The organism is Methanobrevibacter sp. (assembly GCF_045646045.1).
In the GTDB taxonomy this organism is placed as follows: Archaea; Methanobacteriota; Methanobacteria; order Methanobacteriales; family Methanobacteriaceae; genus Methanocatella.
Map to the genome: position 1 here is coordinate 1 of NZ_JAZRJY010000024.1, position 18,030 is coordinate 18,030.

Here is an 18,030-nt window from a genome sequence, read left to right on the forward strand (position 1 = left end):
TGAAGTAAAAGCAAAAATTGAAAATTTTGAAGATATGAAAAAAAAGTTAGAAAATCTTGGAGCTATAAAAAGTAAAAAAGAATTTCAAGAAGATATATATTTTAACAGCCCAATTGTAGATTTTGCAAATACAGATGAGGCCTTAAGAATAAGAACAACAAAAGAAAATGAAAAAACAAACATATTTATAACCTACAAGGGCCCTAAAATAGATTCTAAAAGTAAAACACGTGAAGAAATTGAAATTGAAATAGAAGACAGTGAAAAATGCAGCAAGATATTCCAACACCTTGGTTTTACAAAAGTAAGGGCAGTTAGAAAAAACAGACAATATTATACCTATGAAAATTTTGAGATTAGTTTAGATGATGTTGAAGGATTGGAACCATATATGGAAATAGAAATTTCATTAGAAGATGGAAATGACTATAATGAAGCCCAAGAAATGATATTTGAATTATTTTCAAAATTAGGAATTAATGATGGATTTGAAAGAACCTCATATTTGGAACTTTTAGAAAAATTATATTAAATACTATAAAAGAAAAATACTATATTAGTATAATTATATAAAGAAGTGAGATAATTGCAATATTTTATAAGTCATTACAATAAAGAATGTGAAATAACTTTCCCAGACGATTTTATAATTTATGATACTACTTTAAGAGATGGGGAACAGACCCCAGGTGTTTGTTTTAGTTTTGAAGAAAAATTAGAAATCGCCCGTAAACTCGATCAATTTAAAATCAATCAAATTGAAGCAGGTTTCCCAATAGTTTCTGAAAAAGAAAGAGAAACTGTAAAAGCGATAGCAAGTGAAGGTTTAAATGCTGATATTTTAGCATTGACTAGAACAAAACCTGAAGATATTGATGCTGCATTGGATTGTGATGTTGATGGTATAATCACATTTGTCGGAACATCAGACATTCACTTGGATCATAAAATGCACATTACACGCCAAGATGCAATTAATTTATGTGAAAGTGCTGTTGATTATGCTAAAGACCATGGAATATATGTTGCGTTTTCAGCAGAAGATGCGACAAGGACAGATATTGAATTTTTAAAAAGAATTTACTCAAAAGCTCAGGAATGCGGTGCGGACAGAGTCCATATTGCTGATACAACCGGAGCAATTACTCCACAGGGAATTGATTATTTAGTCCGAGAACTTGTAAAAGACTTAAATGTCAATATTGCGCTTCACTGTCACAATGATTTTGGTTTAGCTGTCATTAACTCAATTACTGGAGTATTAGCTGGTGCAAAAGGCATATCAACAACTGTTAACGGTATTGGTGAAAGAGCAGGTAATGCATCATTAGAAGAACTTATAATGGCTTTAAAAATATTATATGGAAAAGATTTAGGATTTAAAACTAAATATATTACTGAATTATCAAATATCGTATCCAAAGCAAGTGGATTGCCTATCCCATATAACAAACCAGTTGTTGGAAACAATATATTTAGACATGAATCAGGAATACATGTAGACGCTGTAATAGAAGAACCATTATGCTATGAACCTTATGTTCCTGAACTAGTAGGTCAGAAAAGACAACTTGTTTTAGGTAAACATTCCGGATGCAGGGCAGTTAGAGCAAAGTTAAATGAATGTGACCTGGAAGTCAGTGATGACGAACTTATTGAAATTGTAAGACAAGTTAAAAAATCAAGAGAAGAAGGAAAATACATTAACGATAAAGTGTTTAAAGAAATCGTTAAAAACACAAAAGGGTAGATAACGTGAACATTACTGAAAAAATCCTATCTTCAAAAGCAGGCCATGAAGTAACACCAGGTGAAATAATAGAAATTCCCGTTGATCTTGCAATGTCTCACGACGGAACTTCACCTCCTGCAATAAAAACATTTGAAAAGGTAGCGGATAAAGTTTGGAATCCCGAAAAAATTGCAATTATTTTTGATCATAATATTCCTGCAAATACAATAGGTTCTGCAGAATTTCAAAAAGTTTGCCGGGACTTTATAAAAAAACAAGGCATTAAAAATAATTTTATACATGGAGAAGGAATCTGTCACCAGGTAGTTCCCGAAATGGGTTTGGTTGAACCGGGAAAAGTTATTGTTGGTGCAGACTCACACACATGTACTTATGGTGCTTTTGGAGCATTTTCAACAGGAATGGGTGCAACAGACTTAGCAATGGTTTGGGCAACTGGAAAAACATGGTTTATGGTTCCACAAGCTATAAAAATGGAAGTTACTGGAGAACTTAACCCATATATTGCACCTAAAGACATAATCTTAAATATTATTGGAGAAATTGGAATCGCCGGTGCAACATACAAAACTGCAGAATTTTGTGGTGAAACCATCGAAAATATGGGTGTTGAAGGAAGAGCAACAATGTGTAATATGGCAATTGAAATGGGTGCTAAAAACGGAATAATGGAACCGAATAAAGAAGTAATCGATTATATTTGTAAAAGAACATCCAAAAAAGAAAGTGAATTGAATATTGTTAAATCAGACAGTGACGCGAATTATGAAAAAGAAATGCATTTTGACATAACTGATATGGAACCACAAATTGCATGTCCAAATGATGTTGATAATGTATGTGACATCTCAAAAGTTGAAGGAACCTCAATAGACCAATGTTTGATTGGTTCCTGTACAAACGGCAGACTTTCTGATTTAAAAGACGCTTATGAAATACTAAATGGTCAAAAAATTAACGATGATATTAGATTATTAATATTACCAGCATCACGTGAAATATACAAACAATCAATGCAACTGGGATATATCGAAGCTTTTATTGATGCAGGAGCTATAATATGCAACCCAGGATGTGGACCATGTCTCGGAGGACATATGGGAGTATTATCCGAAGGCGAAGTTTGTGTATCCACAACAAATAGAAACTTCAAGGGAAGAATGGGAGACCCTAAATCTTCCGTTTATCTTTCAAATTCAAAAGTCGTAGCTGCTTCAGCAATTGAAGGAGTTATAACCAATCCAAAAGATTTAAGTGAATAAAATGCCAATGAATAAGAATGAAGCCAATAAAAGGCTTATTGAAAAAATAAATGCTGTTGAAGATTCATACCCTAAAAACTTTTCAAACACACAAAAAATACTATTAACAACAGACGGTTCCATTACAGCTATTTTAGATGTACTCTATGGAAAAATAACTTTATCAACATTAGAACAACATTTTGAAGAAGCAACAGAAGAAAGTGCAAAATTAGTAAATGTAGAAATAGGTGACGAAGTTAATTTCAGAGAAGTAATAATGCATAAAGATGATGAAAATCTAATTTATGCTGTTTCTTACATTCCACTAAAAAGATTAACCGATGAAATTTGTTCTGATTTAGTTAGAGCAGATATACCAATCGGAAGAATCCTAAAAAATTACAGTATAGAATCCAGAAGAGAAATTAATAATATTTACATAGAAAAACCCAATGAAACTTTACAAGAATTATTTAACACAACAGAAGACATGTTAGCAAGAGACTATGTTATCATACACAAAAATGAAATCTTAATGTGGATTAAAGAAATATTTCCAGTTTCTTATTTTACCAAAGTCTAACATGGTGATTTTATGAATTTTGAAGGAAAAAAAATCAACGAACCGACATATGATTTGATAAAAATAGTTGAAAAGGAAAATGATATTAAAATTTCACCCATACAAAAAATCCTATTATCATTAAGAGGGCCAATAACTACTCCTCTAGATGCATTATATGGTAGATTAAAATTATTTGTACTTAAACAGGAAATTGAAAAAGCAGATGAATCTGTAGCCAATTTACTTGATATAAACGAAGGCGATGAAGTACTTATTCGTGAAGTAATCGTACATAAAAATGGCCGTCCGCTAGTTTATGCATTTTCATACATTCCAACAAAGAGATGTAATGATAAAATTCTTAAATTATTACTTGACGAAGAAATCACAACAGGTTTGATCTTATCAGAAAATAACATAGAGACTCAAAGACAAATAAATAACATTTCAATAGAAGCCCCAACACCAATACTTCAGGAACTATTCAATACAACAGAAAACATGCTAACAAGAGAATACTCAATGAGCCAACATGGAACAATAAGATTATATACAAAAGAAGCTTATCCACTAAGTTATTTTAGAGAAATGTAGGTGCTAACATGGGCGTAAAATTAAAAGACATAATTGAACCTGAAAAAATAAATTTTAAAGATTTGGAAGGAAGAGCAGTATCTATTGATGCATTCAATACACTTTATCAATTCCTATCAACAATAAGACAAAGAGATGGACAACCCTTATGTGATGAAAACGGCAATATTACTTCACATTTAAGTGGAATATTATATAGAAACTCATCAATGGTTGAAAAAGGAATAAAACCCATTTATGTCTTTGATGGTAAAGCTCCAGAACTTAAAAGTGAAACCCAAGCCAAAAGAAGAGAAGTAAGAGATGAAGCAGAAAAGATTTACAAAGAAGCTTTGAAAAGTGGAGATACCGAAAAAGCCCGCAAATATGCAATGAGATCATCCAAACTATCTCCCGAAATAATTGAATCATCTAAAAAATTACTAACATTGATGGGAATACCCTATGTTGAAGCAAAAGGCGAAGGAGAAGCACAAGCAGCATATCTAGTTGAAAAAGGAGATGCATACGCAGTTGCTTCACAGGATTACGACTGTTTATTATTTGGAGCAAAAAGAGTTGTAAGAAATCTCGCCGTTAATTCAAACTTAGGCAATTTAGAATATTACGAATTAAGACATGTATTGCATGAATTAAACATAACCCGTGAAGAATTAATAGACATGGGAATTTTAATTGGAACTGATTTTTGTGATGGACTTAAGGGAATAGGTGCTAAAACTGCACTAAAATTAGCTAAAAAAGGACAATTACAAGAAAAAATAGATGAACTTCAAAAAGAAAGTGACCATGATTTAAATGAAGTGAAAAACATCTTCTTAAACCATAATGTCAATACAGATTATAAAATAAAATGGAACAAAGCCGACAAAGAAGGTCTTGTTGAATTTTTATGTTATGAACATGGATTTTCAGAAAGCCGTGTTGTTAAAGCATCAGACAGACTTAAGAATTTAAGTTCTTCCCAGGGCAGTCTTGATGCATGGTTTTAATATGGAGGAAAATCCTCCCCAAATACTTTTTTTGCATAATCCATTGCCAATTTAACTTGAGTTTTATACTTTTTCATCATTGCATTTTCAAAATCAACTCTAGATTCACATTTTGTAATTAAGGTAAGTAGGTCCATATACCTATTAATCGCCAATTCTTTATCAAAATTAAAATTATCCATGATTTCAGGAGTCAATTTTTCAAGACACGGAAATTCCAAAGTTTTACAAACTGTATCTGCAGAAAAATAAGTCATTCTAATCAATGGTGAAACGGATGAAACTAAAACATGATTTCCTGCTGGAATCAACGGTGGAACACCAGTTTTTAAATATCTTTCCATTGAAGTTAATTTATTATAATTTTTTAAGTTATAACAATGGAGTTCTGTATAAAATTCCGGTTCAAAATATTCGATTAACTTTAAAATCTTTTGACCTAACTCAGATTCATAATATTCCTTTTTAATTGTAGAAATATACTCTGTTCTGTCAAAATTATAAAAATAAAATTGTCCACAAGACAAATCATCTTGTTTGATAGATTTAATAAATTTAATAGAGGTTTTACCTTCATTACCATGAATTCCTCCTAAAAACAATTTAGTGGGACCTCTACCATTGTCAATATATTGAAAATAAGACATAAAAAATAAAAATTGAAGGAATTATGTTCCTTCTTGCCAGTTAGCCATGTAAGCTTTTTGTTTATCTGTTAATGAATCGATTTCGATGCCCATTGCATCTAATTTCATTGATGCTACGGTGTAGTCGATTTCGTCAGGTGCTTTGGTTACTCCAACTGGTAAATCGTTTTCTAGGATGTATTTTGCTGATAGTGCTTGTACTGCAAAACTCATGTCCATGATTTCAGCAGGGTGTCCTTGTCCTCTTGCTGCAGATAAGTTTACTAAACGGCCGTCTGCTAAGAGATAGATTTTTCTTCCGTCTTTAGTGGTGAATTCTTCGATACTTTCTCTTACTTCTTTTACTTCGGTTGAGATTGCTTCGAGGTCTTGTCTGTTGATTTCTACGTTGAAGTGTCCTGAGTTTGCAAGCATACATCCGTCTTTCATGTATTTGAAGTCATCTCCACAGATAATATCTGCATTTCCGGTTACGGTAATGATTAGATCAGATTGTTTTACTGCTTCTCTTATGGTCATTACTCTGTATCCGTCCATTCTTGCTTCAAGTGCTCTGATTGGATCTACTTCTGTTACGATGACGTCTGCTCCGAGTCCTGCTGCACGTAGTGCAAGTCCTCTTCCACACCAGCCGTATCCGCAGACGGTTACGGTTTTTCCTGCGATTACCATGTTGGTGGTTCCCATTATTGCGTCGAAGCTTGATTGTCCGGTTCCGTAACGGTTGTCGAATAAGTATTTTGTGTAAGCGTCGTTTACTGCGATTACTGGGAATTTTAATGCGCCGTCAGCGTGCATTGCCTGTAATCTGTGTACTCCAGTAGTAGTTTCTTCACATGCACCTTTGATATGGCTTAAAAGTTCTGTTCTTTCATTGTGAAGAACCATAATCATATCTGCACCGTCATCAATGATGATGTCTGGTTTGTGGTCAAGTACCATGTTAATGGTTTGATAGTATTCTTCATCGTCTTGTTCTCTCCAACCATAAACGTTTAAACCTAAATCAGCAGCTCCTGCTACTGCATCATCGTGGGTGGATAATGGGTTACAGCCAGTCATTGCAACTTCTGCTCCACCAGCCATTAATGTTAAACCTAAGTTAATTGTTTTAGGTTCTAAGTGTAAACATGATCCGATAGTAATTCCTTTGAAAGGTTGAGTTTCTAAATATTCTTGCTTAATATTTTCCAAAACAGGCATATGTTTTTGAACCCATTCGATTTTTCTAACACCTTCAGGTGCAAGAGACATATCTTTAACTTTACTCATGAAAATATCTCCATAAATTTTATAACATTAATAATTATATTAATCCTTTTAAATATATCTTACTCAAAATTAATTAAAAAAAATTTAAATTCTAAAAAAAATCAAAAAACTATCTAAAAAAGCAAAAGTTTAAATGTAACAATAAACTAATATATGTATGTTATATATGCCGGGGTGGCTCAGCTGGTTAGAGCGCACGGCTCATAGGGTATAAAAAGCAGTGCTCTGACTAATACCTGGGATACCGTGAGGCCACGGGTTCGAATCCCGTTCCCGGCATCTTAAATCCCAGGTATACACTTTTTAAACTATTTTTACAAATTTCATACCACAATATATTTATAACTTTTTTTAAAAAAATATCATTGTTAAGCAATGAGGGAATGAAATGTTATACAATGAATTAGGAAAAAGTGGCTTAAAAGTTTCAAGACTAGGTTTTGGAGCTATGAGATTACCGACAATAAAATCCAATGCTGATATTGATGAAATTGAAGCTTCTAAAATGCTCAAATATGGAATTGAAAATGGAATTAATTTAATTGATACTGCCTTTCCTTACCACAGCAAAGAGTTAGATGGAAATGGAAACAGTGAAAAATTTATCGGTAAATTTTTAAAAGAAAACAGTTACAGAGATGAAATAATACTTTCTACAAAGTCTCCATCCTGGCTAATGGAAAAAAAATCTGATTTTGAATATTATCTTGACATACAGCTTGAAAAACTACAGACAGACTATATTGATATTTACATGCTCCATTCTCTAACCGTTCCAGACTGGTATAAAGTTAAAGATTTGGATGTCTTAGACTTTTTAGACGATTGTTTAGCAAGCGGTAAAGTTAAACACGTTGGATTTTCATCACATATAGAAGTCGATTATCTGATTGAAATATTAGATGAATATCCTAAATGGGAAGTCGTTTTAACTCAAATGAATTACCTTGATGAATATTACCAGTCAGGAGTTATGGGTCTTGATTATCTGAAACAGGTAAATGTCGGAAGTATGATAATGGAACCTCTTCGTGGAGGAAGACTGGTTCAAAATATACCTGAAGAAATTCAGGAGATATGGAATATGGCAGAAGTTAAAAGAACCCCTGTAGAATGGGCACTGCAATATTTATGGAACAGAGATGATGTTGATTGTGTTTTAAGTGGTATGACCAGCTTGGAACAAGTTAAAGAAAATATTAAAATCGCTTCAAAAGAAGACATCATAAGTGAATACGACCATGAAATAATCAGAGAAGTTGCAAGAACATACAGGTCATTTTTAGGAAACAGATGTACCAGATGCGGCTATTGTATGCCTTGTCCCCATGGTGTCGATATTATCAACTGCTTAACAGAATATAACATTGCACATATGATGAATGATCCAAAAGCCAGTGCTATGCAATATTTCTCTTTAATTGATGATGATGCAAGAGCAGACAGCTGCGTTGACTGTAAAGAATGCCTTCCTTTCTGTACCCAAATGCTGAATATTCCGGAGGAGCTTCAAAAAGTATATGAATACTTCGGCAGCGAATTTGATCATTTTTAAATAACAGGTGAAAAAATGCCAACAAGATACATAGGTGACGGATATTGGGAAATCGCTTCCAGACAGATGAGTATTGTTACAAGAAGCGAACAACAAAGATTTAAAGATGCTAAAATTACTGTTATTGGTTGCGGTGGAATTGGAGGTCAAACCATTGAAATGTTAGCAAGAATGGGAATTGGAGAACTTATAGTGGTTGATGAAGATGCATTTGACATTTCAAACCTCAACAGACAAACATTATCAAGTTTGGCTGATGTAGGTCTTGATAAAAGTGCCGTTGCAGCAGAAAAAGTGAGATTAATCAACCCTTATGTTAAAGTAACTAATTATAACGAACATGTGGATGAATCAAACATTGATAAGGTAATTTCAGATTCGGACATAGTAATTGACGCTCTTGACAATGTTTTAACAAGAGTTATCGTGTCAAGAAAAGCTAAAGAAAAAGGAATTCCTTATATTCATGGTGCAATTCATGGTACTTTAGGCCAAATCACCACATTCTTACCGGACAATGAAAAAACATATGAAGAAATGTTTAACTTGCCTTCAAACGGTAAAGAATTAACAGAAGACATTATTGATGGACTTTCAAAAGTGACTTCAGGAGTTCCACCAGTTATTGGGCCTACTCCAAATTTAGTTGCATGTTTAGAAGCTATGGAAGCTTTTAAAATTATTACAGGCATCGGAGAAGTTACGGTTGCACCCAAAATTTTAACATTCGATTTATTGGATTTAACTTCTTTTTCAATTGAGGAGATTTAAACATTACCTCACATTTTCTTATTTTTTTATAATTAATATTAAACAAATCTATAATAAACTATTATAACTCTAAACAAAAGTAATAGAAATAAAAATAATATTATATCTTATTATACGATAAAATAGAAATTAATTAATATCTTTTTAAAAAGATTTAAATAATATAAAAAGGAAAAATTTTTTTAAGTAGGAATATAATTTCCGATTACTAAAAAAATATCGGAGAATGATTTAATGAGTGATATCAGCGAAGAAAAAATACAAATAATATCAGAACAAATGAAAGAAGACAACATTAAATTTATCCGTTTACAATTTGTAGATATAAATGGGACTGTAAAAAATATTGTTATTCCGTTTAACGGCGAAGACATGAACGAATTATTTAACGAAGGAATGTTGTTTGATGGTTCATCAATTGAAGGATTTGTTGGAGTAAATGATAGTGATTTAGTTTTAAAACCAGATATTGATACTTATTCAAGACTCTCCTGGAGACCTGAAGAATCTGCAACATGTAGATTTATCTGTGATGTATGGACTGCTGAAAAAGAACCATTTGCAGGTGACCCAAGAGGAGTGCTTAAAAAATCATTATCCCACATTGCAGAAATGGGATTACAATATAACATTGGTCCTGAACCAGAATTTTTCATTGTGGACATTGATGAAAACGGATATCCAATGCCATATGACCAGGCAGGTTACTTTGACGTAGAACCTCTTGATAAAGGACCGGATTTCAGAAGAGAATTAACTTTAAACTTAGAAGAACTTGATTTTGAAGTAGAAGCATCTCACCACGAAGTTGCTCCAGGACAAAATGAGATAGCATTTAAATTTAAAGATGCTTTAAAAACTGCTGATGCTGTAATTACATTTAAACAAGCTATTAAAGCTATTGTAGACAATATGGCTACTTTTGATCAAATGGATTACAGGGTAACATTTATGCCGAAACCATTCTTTGGAGTAAGTGGAAGTGGAATGCACTGTCACCAATCTGTATTTAAAGGAGATAGAAACTTATTTTCAGACCCTAATTCAGAAACTGGTCTTTCAAAAGATGCTCTTCACTTTATGGGAGGATTATTAAAGCATGCTCCTGCAATTACTGCAATTACTAACCCTATTGTAAACTCTTACAAACGTTTAGTGCCAGGTTTTGAAGCTCCAGTATACAGAGCATACGGTCTTAAAAATAGGTCTGCATTAATTAGAGTTCCTGCAGCACGTGGTAAAGCAACCCGTATTGAATACAGATCACCAGACCCTGCATGTAATCCTTATTTAGCATTTACTGTAATGCTTGAAGCGGGTATTGATGGAATTGTAAATAAAATCGACCCTGGTGAACCAATCGAATTAGACATTTACAAAATGACTGAAGAAGAAAGAGATGCAATGGGCATTAAAGTCTTACCTACAAGTTTATGGGAAGCATATCACTCTCTTGAAGAAGACCCTCTCATTTTAAATGCACTAGGAGACCATGTCAGTCAAAAATTCCTAGAACTTAAATATAAAGAATGGGATGAATATAGGGTACAGGTATTCGGATACGAACAAAGAAAATATTTAGATATTTAAATCTAAATATTATTTTTTATTTTTAAATATAATGATCTTTAACGAGTTAAACATGATTATATTTAATTTTAAGAAGGAGTAATTTCATGTCAGAATCAGAACGCCGAATGATTGAAATTTTAAGAATCTTAAATAAACAGGACAAACCTACAGGATCTAAATTAATAGCTGATGAATTAAGGGAAAAAGGTTTTAATTTAGGTGAACGTGCTGTAAGATACCATATGCAAATATTAGATGAAAAAGGTTATACAAAAAGAATGGGTTATTCGGGGCGTCGAATTACTGAATTGGGACGTGAAAAACTAGAAAAAGGATTAATCTATGATCAGGTTGATTTCATTTATTCAAAATTTGAAGAATTAATATATTTAACTGACTTTAACTATATGACCAAGAAGGGAAATGTTGTTGTAAATACATCGACCATTTATAATGAAGAAAGCTACGATATACTTAAAGATATTTTTAGAAGTGGTCTTTCTGTGAGCCCTTATGTTAATATAAATAAAGTTGAAAGTCAGGGCACAATGGAGATAAAAACTATCTGTGGAACAACAATAGATGGAATATTACTAAATGAAGGAATAGCTTCCCAACCATTATATGGTGGAATACTGGAAATCGAAGATAATACTCCAACATCATTCAAAGAGCTGATATCTTACAAAAAAACATCAGTGAGTCCGTTAGATGCATTTATAGCTCCAAAAATGACATCCGTATTAGACATAATAAATAATGGAAGTGGACATATTCCTGCAAACTTTAGACTGATACCTAGCGTTGCTAAAGAAAAAACATTGCAAATATTTTCTAAATTAAACAAAATAGGTATTGGCGGAGTAATATCTATCTCTGAAGATGGAGAAAATATATTGGGATTGCCTGTTGAAAAAGGAATGATGGGGGTTGCAATCATTGGAGGAGTAACACCATTTTGCGCAATCCAAGAGTTAGGTTATGACATTGATATAAAAATCGGAGAAGAACTAGAAAGCTTCGATAAATTAAATCCTATAACAAATAATATCAACCATAATCTTAAGAATCATGAAACCAATAAAGAATCAAATTTACCGTTTATACTTTCAAAATCCCTAAACTTAATTCAACAAGTTGATTTGGATATTGAAAAACGATGCGGAAATATAATAGCTAATATTTCATATGTGAAAAAAGACGATTTAGACAAAGCAATGAAAATATTAGAAGAAAGCTATGAATCAAATAAAAAATACATTAGCCCATATTTCCAAATTGTATCACATCCAACTGATGAAGAAAAAACAGGTATCGCTACAATTTGTAGTTTAAGCATAGATGGATTATTAATAAAGAACGGAATTAAATCCACTCCTAAATATGGTGGATTATTAGAATTGACAGAACCGCCATTATTTATTGATCTGATTTCATACAACGGTTCATCAATAGATCCGCACAAAATATTTATTGCAAAGGATATGACATCAATAACTAAAAATAACGGACCAAAAAGGTTACTTGCAAGTATTAAAGAAATACCATATGTATCAAGGGACCACAGTGTTAATTTATTAGATAAATTATCAAAAATAGACTTCCCAATATATAAAATAGGCAAACCAAGAGAATTAACTTATAATGCAAAAGCAGATAATTATAACTTCGGTATCGTAACAGGCAGCGGTCTTAATACAATAGCAGCCATACAAGAAAATAATATCAATATTGAAGTAAAAGCAGCCACAAAATTAATACCGTTTGAAAATATGGATAGACTGTAGATTATACTACAGTTACTTCCACAATTTCACCATCATCCTGAGGTTTGTGTTTAAATTCAATTAAATCCTCTTTAATCTCCAACATATCTATTTCAATTGTAGGATCAAGATGAGTTTCGTCAAGAGACATTAACATCTTAAAGCCCGGTTTTCCAAAATATTCTGAAAAATCCATGTTTAGGATTTCTCCTTCTGCAAAAATCCTATTATATGAAATTTCAAGGTTATCATGGATTTTAACATTTTCTTTCAAGTAAGTTACAGCTTCATCTACAGATAATGACAATTGTTTCATAGAATTCACCTCTTACTTTCAACTATGTTTTTTCACATATAAATATTTGTTCGTAAACATTGAAACAAAATAAAAAATTAATAAAAAAAAGAGTTATTTTAGAAATCAATTTCGATAATAACTTCTTTATCTTCAGTAATGTGATTCATTTCAAGTAAATCATCATAAATTTCATTAAAATCAATTTCAACAGCTTGGTTTAAGATTTCACCATTTAACTGTAAGTTAACTCTAACTCCTTCGCCGGTTACTTCATCTTCTTCAAGAACACTTAAAACTTCACCAGGAGCAAAAATACGATTGTAAGAAATTTCCAAAGTATCTCCTACATTAACATTATTTCTAACATATTCGATTGCTTCGTCAACAGTCATCACAAGTTCTTCCGCCATATTAATCACTTAATCTAAAAAAATAAAAAAAAGAGAGAAAGGAATTATAAATTCCTGTATTCTCTGATTGATGTATATTCGTCGTCTAATTCTCCGTAAGAGGATAATTTTTCTTTGTTTGCTTCAGCATCTAAGTATAAATTACCTTTACCGTTAAGACCAATATCACCAGTATATTTAATATATTTACCTGGGAATACAACACCACTGTCTTCAGGGTCTTCTACAACACCTTCAATGACGAATCCTTCAAGTAATCTTCCTAAGAATCCGTGAATAACAATAGTACCGTTTTTCATTTGTCCACCAGGCCAACGGTTTACATCACCGTCAATTTCAATAATACCTTTGGTCATGTGAATACCGGCTAAAATATCACAGTTACCTTTAACGTGGATTTTACCACCAGTTAAACATTCACCACATTGTTTACCAGCGTTACCGCCAACAACAATTTCTCCACCAGTCATACCTCTCCATTCACCAATGTAAGAAGCACCAGTAAATTCTTTGGTGTTACCTGTGATTTCTAGGTATCCGCCTGACATTTCTCTTCCAGCGTGAGCTGCTGCATCACCATTAACGAGAATGGATCCACCACTCATTTCAGCACCGACGTGAAGGTCAACACTACTGTTACAGACAATGTCACCAGCACTCATTTTACTACCAATGTATTTAACTCTGTTTAAGTCCCCGTTGAGAATCATTTTAACTTCGCCAGGTCCTTCAGCTTCACCTTCAACAGTAATGTCGAAGAAGTCAGTGATAGGGAATCTGGAGTTTCCAATAGGAACTTCATATTTTGCGAAATCAGCTTCAGTCCAGGAATAAATTTCATCCGGAATTAATTCATCGAATTCTAAAGCGATTGAAGAAGTTTTTATTTGATCAAATGTAATTGTTTTCAAACTAAACACCCCATTTATTTTTCAACATCTACTCTAATTGGGTTAGATACATAGTGGTCGTGTACTGGATAGTTTTCCCATTTTACTGAGTAATATTGGGTGAAGAACGGCATGATATCGTTGATAACTTTTTGTTCTTGTGCTTCGTATCCTTTTACGTTAACCCAAATGTTTTGACTTTCTTTAACTTTAACAATTTCTTTGTCTTTCACTAAGATTTGACCGTCTTTAATAGTGTAGTCAGCAACATTGAAACCTTTTTCGATTTCAGCATATTGTCTGGATGGGTCAATATCATTAGGATTTATGTCATATACTGCAATATCTGCTCTGTAACCAGGGGTGAGTTGACCTCTGTCTTCAAATCCGTAGATTCTAGCAGGAGCAGCTCTTGAGATAACAGCAATATCGTAGAAATCGTATTCTCTGTCGAGAGTAGGTAAAGTTGTTCTTTTTTCTACCCATTTGTGGACTTCTCTGTTTTCAATCATTTCAGTTCTTCTTTGGTTACTCATTAACCAAGAGATGATTCTAGGATATCTGGTGAAAGGTCCAGCGTTAGGGTGGTCAGTGGTTAAACATACTTTCCATGGGTCGTCTATGTGTAAGAACAATTCAAGACCGATAGCCCATTGTAAAGAGTTAACAGGGCTTTTACCTGAGTAAATACATGGAATAATACCTGCTGCAGTTTCACATTCAATATCTTTGTTGGTCCATTTTAAACCAGATAATTTGAATAAGTCGTATTCCATAGGAGCGTCTGCAGTCATGGTAGTAGTTTCATCTAAAGTTACTTGACCTACGTCACAGGTAATGTGATCGTTTTTGTTAATGTATTTTGCAATTTCTTCTGCACCTGATGCAGCATCTCTCCAACTGTTACCAGTGTATGCGTGGAATTGGAGGTGGCATAAGTGCATAACTTGATCCCTAATAGTTGCTTTGGAACTTTGTTTAATGTTTTTAACAGCATCCATAGTTTCAATGGTTGTTGGAACATTTCCAGGGTGTCCTAAGTCGTTAGGGTGTATGTGTATAGAGTGAGGTAAGTTTAAGTATTCGTTAGCTTTTGCTAAAGCCTGAATAACTTCTTTGGAAGTTACATCGAAGTATGGTGCTTTATCATTTACACCATGTACGTTCATACCCCATCCCCATGCTTCACTTCCACAAGGGTTTACGATTTTAATTCCGTAACCTTTTGAGATTTTTAACCATGCAGAAATAAATGCGGATAAGTCTTCAATATTATTATCTTTTGCATATTCCATTACGAACCAGTTGTTACCGAATAACGGCATAGCTGGAATGTCGACCATTGGAATAGTTGCAATTTCTTCGTGAGTGTGTTTTGCTTCAAGAGGAGGCATAGCTGCTTCTACAACAGTACCGTAACCTAATCTTGAGTATCTGTAACCGGTTGCAGGACAACTTGGGATAGAGAAACCAGATTCAGATCTTAATACTTTGGTTTTTTGAGTAACACCTCTTCTGGAATCTTCAGGTCTGTATAATCTTCCAACTACTAATTTTGGACCTGCAACGTGAGCGTGAGGGTCAACACCTGCTGGCATGACTATTTTATCGGTAACATCTAAGACTTTTGCATCGGTGGAAACATCGTCAACGATGATGCCGTCTTTAAACATGACGTCTTTTTTCTCCCCGTTAATTTCATTAGCTGGGTCGTAGACTATACCGTTTTTAAGAATATATTCCATTATATCACCTTTAGAGTGCGTTTGGATTTGGCACATATTTTGGAGCTGTGTTTGGCTCTTCTCTGAGTTTCATTACTCTTTCTTTCAATTCACGGACAATCCATTCGTCATCACGACAGGTTTCTGGTTTGTCGATAGCTTTTTTCATGTAAATAGGAACTCCATCCATACGATAACTGGTACCAGCACATTCTACACCAATGAATGAACCTGGTAATACAACATCAGCTAGTTCAGTTGATGGACCCCAGTGGATATCGATTTGAATAACAGGAATGTTAGCTAAGTGTTGGTTTGCTCCGTTAGGGAAGTGAGCACCAGGGTCAGCTGCAATAACCATGAAACAATCTGGTTCTTTTCTTACTAACAAATCGATAGTGTTGGTTTCACCCATCATATATCTTGGGTATCCTCTACAGTAGTCAACACCGAAAGCGAATCCACATTCGAATGCCATGAAAATGTTGAAACCGTTTACGTTAAAGTGTCCTCTCATTGGAGTAAGACCCCATTTAGAGAATCTGTTTAAGTCTTGTACCATTTTAATAGCAATATCAATGTTTCTTTGTTTGGATAAAGTGTGAGTTAAACCAAGACCGAAGAATAAAACACCGAATTCAGCATTTTTCATTTCTTCAGCTAATTCGTAAATATCTTCTTTAGGAATTCCAGAAATTACATCTTGGTATAATTCTTTTCCTCTTAATACAGCTCTGATAGCGTTATAGAAACCGTAGTCCCCATTTTGTTCAAATCCAATCCATTTGTCAGAACATTTTGCAGTGTCTGAGAATTTTGGATCCATGGTAATAACAGTTCTGTCGAATCTTCCTCTTTGTCTGAAGTATCCACGACAGAATACAGCATATCTTGCCATGTGTCTTGGGTGAGAGTTCATTGCGTTACTTCCAGAGTATGCGATAACGTCAGCTCTGTTTTGTACTTCTCCTAAAGTTTGGATAGGGTAACCTGCGTTTTGTACAGCTTGTAAGGAAGGACCGTGACAAATGGTTGCTTGGTTATCTAATACTGCACCAATATATTCACCTAAAGCTACTCCTTCTTTCATAGTTTCGGTAGAAGTTTCAGACCAACCATAAAATACAGGTCTAATTGAGTTTGCAATGTATTCAGCAGCTTTATCTAAAGCAGTATCCCAATCTACTTCCATGAGTTCTCCGTTTTCATCCCTAATCATTGGAACAATTAATCTTTGGTCCATATCTTCCATGATTTTACTTGCACCAAGTCTGCATGCGTGTCTTACAGCAACTACATGACCATTTTTAACTAAGTAGTCTAAATCGTCACAGTTACAACCACAAAATGCACAGGTACAGTTTTCTACAATGTAATCGTAATCAGTTACAGGTGGTTCATAAGTCATGATCAATCAACTCCTCCCATTTACGTCCTTTGTAAACTGGTAGTTCACCTAATGAATCCATGTTTTCAACAGTGTCATCATCAGTTTCATCAACATATTTTTTGTATACCCATCTCATTAAATCTGCCATGAGTAATACTTTTCTGTCTGTTTTTTCAACAGTACATCTAATACCTTTGTAAGTAGGGTCAGAACAGCAGTAAGTATCGTGACTTACAATAGTGTTAGCCCAAGGTCCTTTACAAATAAATACAGTACCTTCGTGAGGTGCGTCTCTTGATACTGCACAGTTTACTACAACTTCACCAAAATCAGTTTTTACTAAAACAGTATCCCAATTATTTACACCTAATTTAGCCATGTCCCTAGGGTCCATGTAACAAGTTCCAGAAGCGTTTTTATATTCTTCTTTTAAAGTGGATCCTCTTTTCTTACATGCACCTTGGTAGATGTCTGAACCGGTATTTAACATACATTTAAGAACATCAGTAGTTCCTTCCCCTGTAATTTTTACATCAGGTACAACAGGTTTTTCTAAATAAGTATTAGCATAATGCATATTATTTCCC

Annotated in this window: 18 protein-coding genes and 1 tRNA gene; 11 read left to right on the forward strand and 8 right to left on the reverse strand. The window is 33.6% G+C overall.

Going from position 1 to position 18,030, the window contains the following annotated elements; genetic code table 11:
• From cyaB to fen, 6 genes are all read left to right on the forward strand, one after another.
• Positions 1-532, forward strand: a 532-nt coding sequence (gene cyaB / locus ACKI5C_RS01320) for a class IV adenylate cyclase (RefSeq protein ID WP_407431259.1), incomplete at its 5' end; no start/stop codon positions are given.
• 54 nt (positions 533-586) lie between these two features.
• Positions 587-1,750 (forward strand): homocitrate synthase family protein, encoded by a 1,164-nt coding sequence (locus tag ACKI5C_RS01325; RefSeq protein WP_407431261.1) that lies wholly within the window; start codon positions 587-589, stop codon positions 1,748-1,750.
• Between the two features lie 5 nt (positions 1,751-1,755).
• Positions 1,756-3,015, forward strand: a complete 1,260-nt coding sequence (gene hacA, locus ACKI5C_RS01330; RefSeq protein ID WP_407431263.1) for a homoaconitase large subunit — start codon at positions 1,756-1,758, stop codon at positions 3,013-3,015.
• Position 3,016: 1 nt separating this feature from the next.
• Positions 3,017-3,580: a chorismate--pyruvate lyase family protein gene (locus ACKI5C_RS01335; RefSeq protein ID WP_407431265.1), complete on the forward strand. Its 564-nt coding sequence runs from the start codon at positions 3,017-3,019 to the stop codon at positions 3,578-3,580.
• A gap of 12 nt (positions 3,581-3,592) precedes the next feature.
• Positions 3,593-4,156, forward strand: coding sequence for a chorismate--pyruvate lyase family protein (locus ACKI5C_RS01340; protein ID WP_407431267.1), 564 nt, complete (start codon positions 3,593-3,595; stop codon positions 4,154-4,156).
• Between the two features lie 8 nt (positions 4,157-4,164).
• Positions 4,165-5,148, forward strand: coding sequence for a flap endonuclease-1 (gene fen / locus ACKI5C_RS01345; protein ID WP_407431269.1), 984 nt, complete (start codon positions 4,165-4,167; stop codon positions 5,146-5,148).
• Here the strand turns inward: fen and ACKI5C_RS01350 are convergent.
• Both ACKI5C_RS01350 and ACKI5C_RS01355 read right to left on the reverse strand, forming a co-directional pair.
• Positions 5,145-5,795 carry a DUF2119 domain-containing protein gene (locus ACKI5C_RS01350; RefSeq protein ID WP_407431271.1) on the reverse strand — a complete coding sequence of 217 codons (651 nt, stop codon included), beginning with the start codon at positions 5,793-5,795 and terminating at the stop codon, positions 5,145-5,147. The two genes, fen and ACKI5C_RS01350, sit on opposite strands and share 4 nt — an antisense overlap.
• A gap of 21 nt (positions 5,796-5,816) precedes the next feature.
• Positions 5,817-7,067 (reverse strand): adenosylhomocysteinase, encoded by a 1,251-nt coding sequence (locus ACKI5C_RS01355; protein ID WP_407431273.1) that lies wholly within the window; start codon positions 7,065-7,067, stop codon positions 5,817-5,819.
• 168 nt (positions 7,068-7,235) lie between these two features.
• Here ACKI5C_RS01355 and ACKI5C_RS01360 point away from each other — a divergent pair.
• The 5 genes from ACKI5C_RS01360 (at position 7,236) to ACKI5C_RS01380 (ending at position 12,752) form a co-directional block, all read left to right on the forward strand.
• A tRNA-Met gene (locus ACKI5C_RS01360) sits at positions 7,236-7,346 on the forward strand.
• Between the two features lie 109 nt (positions 7,347-7,455).
• Positions 7,456-8,622, forward strand: coding sequence for an aldo/keto reductase (locus tag ACKI5C_RS01365; protein ID WP_407431275.1), 1,167 nt, complete (start codon positions 7,456-7,458; stop codon positions 8,620-8,622).
• Positions 8,623-8,637: 15 nt separating this feature from the next.
• Entirely contained in the window at positions 8,638-9,393 is a 756-nt protein-coding gene (locus ACKI5C_RS01370; RefSeq protein ID WP_407431277.1) for a HesA/MoeB/ThiF family protein, read from the forward strand.
• A gap of 234 nt (positions 9,394-9,627) precedes the next feature.
• A complete protein-coding gene (gene glnA, locus ACKI5C_RS01375) occupies positions 9,628-10,983 on the forward strand; it encodes a type I glutamate--ammonia ligase (protein ID WP_407431279.1) in 1,356 nt (451 codons plus the stop codon).
• An 86-nt stretch (positions 10,984-11,069) separates the two neighbouring features.
• A complete protein-coding gene (locus ACKI5C_RS01380; protein ID WP_407431281.1) occupies positions 11,070-12,752 on the forward strand; it encodes a DUF128 domain-containing protein in 1,683 nt (560 codons plus the stop codon).
• A 1-nt stretch (position 12,753) separates the two neighbouring features.
• Here ACKI5C_RS01380 and ACKI5C_RS01385 read toward each other — a convergent pair whose 3' ends face one another.
• The 6 genes from ACKI5C_RS01385 to ACKI5C_RS01410 all read right to left on the reverse strand — a co-directional run bounded on the left by ACKI5C_RS01385 (position 12,754) and on the right by ACKI5C_RS01410 (position 18,020).
• On the reverse strand, positions 12,754-13,047 hold the full coding sequence (locus ACKI5C_RS01385) for a DUF2097 family protein (RefSeq protein WP_407431283.1): 294 nt from the start codon (positions 13,045-13,047) through the stop codon (positions 12,754-12,756).
• 98 nt (positions 13,048-13,145) lie between these two features.
• Positions 13,146-13,439, reverse strand: coding sequence for a DUF2097 domain-containing protein (locus ACKI5C_RS01390; RefSeq protein ID WP_407431285.1), 294 nt, complete (start codon positions 13,437-13,439; stop codon positions 13,146-13,148).
• Between the two features lie 44 nt (positions 13,440-13,483).
• Positions 13,484-14,359, reverse strand: coding sequence for a formylmethanofuran dehydrogenase subunit C (locus ACKI5C_RS01395; protein WP_407431287.1), 876 nt, complete (start codon positions 14,357-14,359; stop codon positions 13,484-13,486).
• 5 nt (positions 14,360-14,364) lie between these two features.
• Complete coding sequence (locus tag ACKI5C_RS01400; protein WP_407431323.1) at positions 14,365-16,077, reverse strand: formylmethanofuran dehydrogenase subunit A; 1,713 nt, start codon at positions 16,075-16,077, stop codon at positions 14,365-14,367.
• A 7-nt stretch (positions 16,078-16,084) separates the two neighbouring features.
• Positions 16,085-17,461, reverse strand: a complete 1,377-nt coding sequence (locus ACKI5C_RS01405) for a formylmethanofuran dehydrogenase subunit B (RefSeq protein WP_407431289.1) — start codon at positions 17,459-17,461, stop codon at positions 16,085-16,087.
• Positions 17,451-18,020 (reverse strand): molybdopterin dinucleotide binding domain-containing protein, encoded by a 570-nt coding sequence (locus ACKI5C_RS01410; RefSeq protein ID WP_296798565.1) that lies wholly within the window; start codon positions 18,018-18,020, stop codon positions 17,451-17,453. Before ACKI5C_RS01410 ends, ACKI5C_RS01405 begins: the two co-directional genes overlap by 11 nt.
• Positions 18,021-18,030 lie beyond the last annotated feature (10 nt).

Coding starts and splice junctions, on each gene's coding strand:
- ACKI5C_RS01355 (WP_407431273.1), bottom strand. CDS start 7,067: ATGAGTAAAGTTAAAGATATGTCTCTTGCACCTGAAGGTGTTAGAAAA.
- ACKI5C_RS01390 (WP_407431285.1), bottom strand. CDS start 13,439: ATGGCGGAAGAACTTGTGATGACTGTTGACGAAGCAATCGAATATGTT.
- ACKI5C_RS01385 (WP_407431283.1), bottom strand. CDS start 13,047: ATGAAACAATTGTCATTATCTGTAGATGAAGCTGTAACTTACTTGAAA.
- ACKI5C_RS01335 (WP_407431265.1), top strand. CDS start 3,017: ATGCCAATGAATAAGAATGAAGCCAATAAAAGGCTTATTGAAAAAATA.
- ACKI5C_RS01350 (WP_407431271.1), bottom strand. CDS start 5,795: ATGTCTTATTTTCAATATATTGACAATGGTAGAGGTCCCACTAAATTG.
- ACKI5C_RS01380 (WP_407431281.1), top strand. CDS start 11,070: ATGTCAGAATCAGAACGCCGAATGATTGAAATTTTAAGAATCTTAAAT.
- ACKI5C_RS01340 (WP_407431267.1), top strand. CDS start 3,593: ATGAATTTTGAAGGAAAAAAAATCAACGAACCGACATATGATTTGATA.
- ACKI5C_RS01410 (WP_296798565.1), bottom strand. CDS start 18,020: ATGCATTATGCTAATACTTATTTAGAAAAACCTGTTGTACCTGATGTA.
- ACKI5C_RS01365 (WP_407431275.1), top strand. CDS start 7,456: ATGTTATACAATGAATTAGGAAAAAGTGGCTTAAAAGTTTCAAGACTA.
- glnA (WP_407431279.1), top strand. CDS start 9,628: ATGAGTGATATCAGCGAAGAAAAAATACAAATAATATCAGAACAAATG.
- ACKI5C_RS01370 (WP_407431277.1), top strand. CDS start 8,638: ATGCCAACAAGATACATAGGTGACGGATATTGGGAAATCGCTTCCAGA.
- fen (WP_407431269.1), top strand. CDS start 4,165: ATGGGCGTAAAATTAAAAGACATAATTGAACCTGAAAAAATAAATTTT.
- ACKI5C_RS01405 (WP_407431289.1), bottom strand. CDS start 17,461: ATGACTTATGAACCACCTGTAACTGATTACGATTACATTGTAGAAAAC.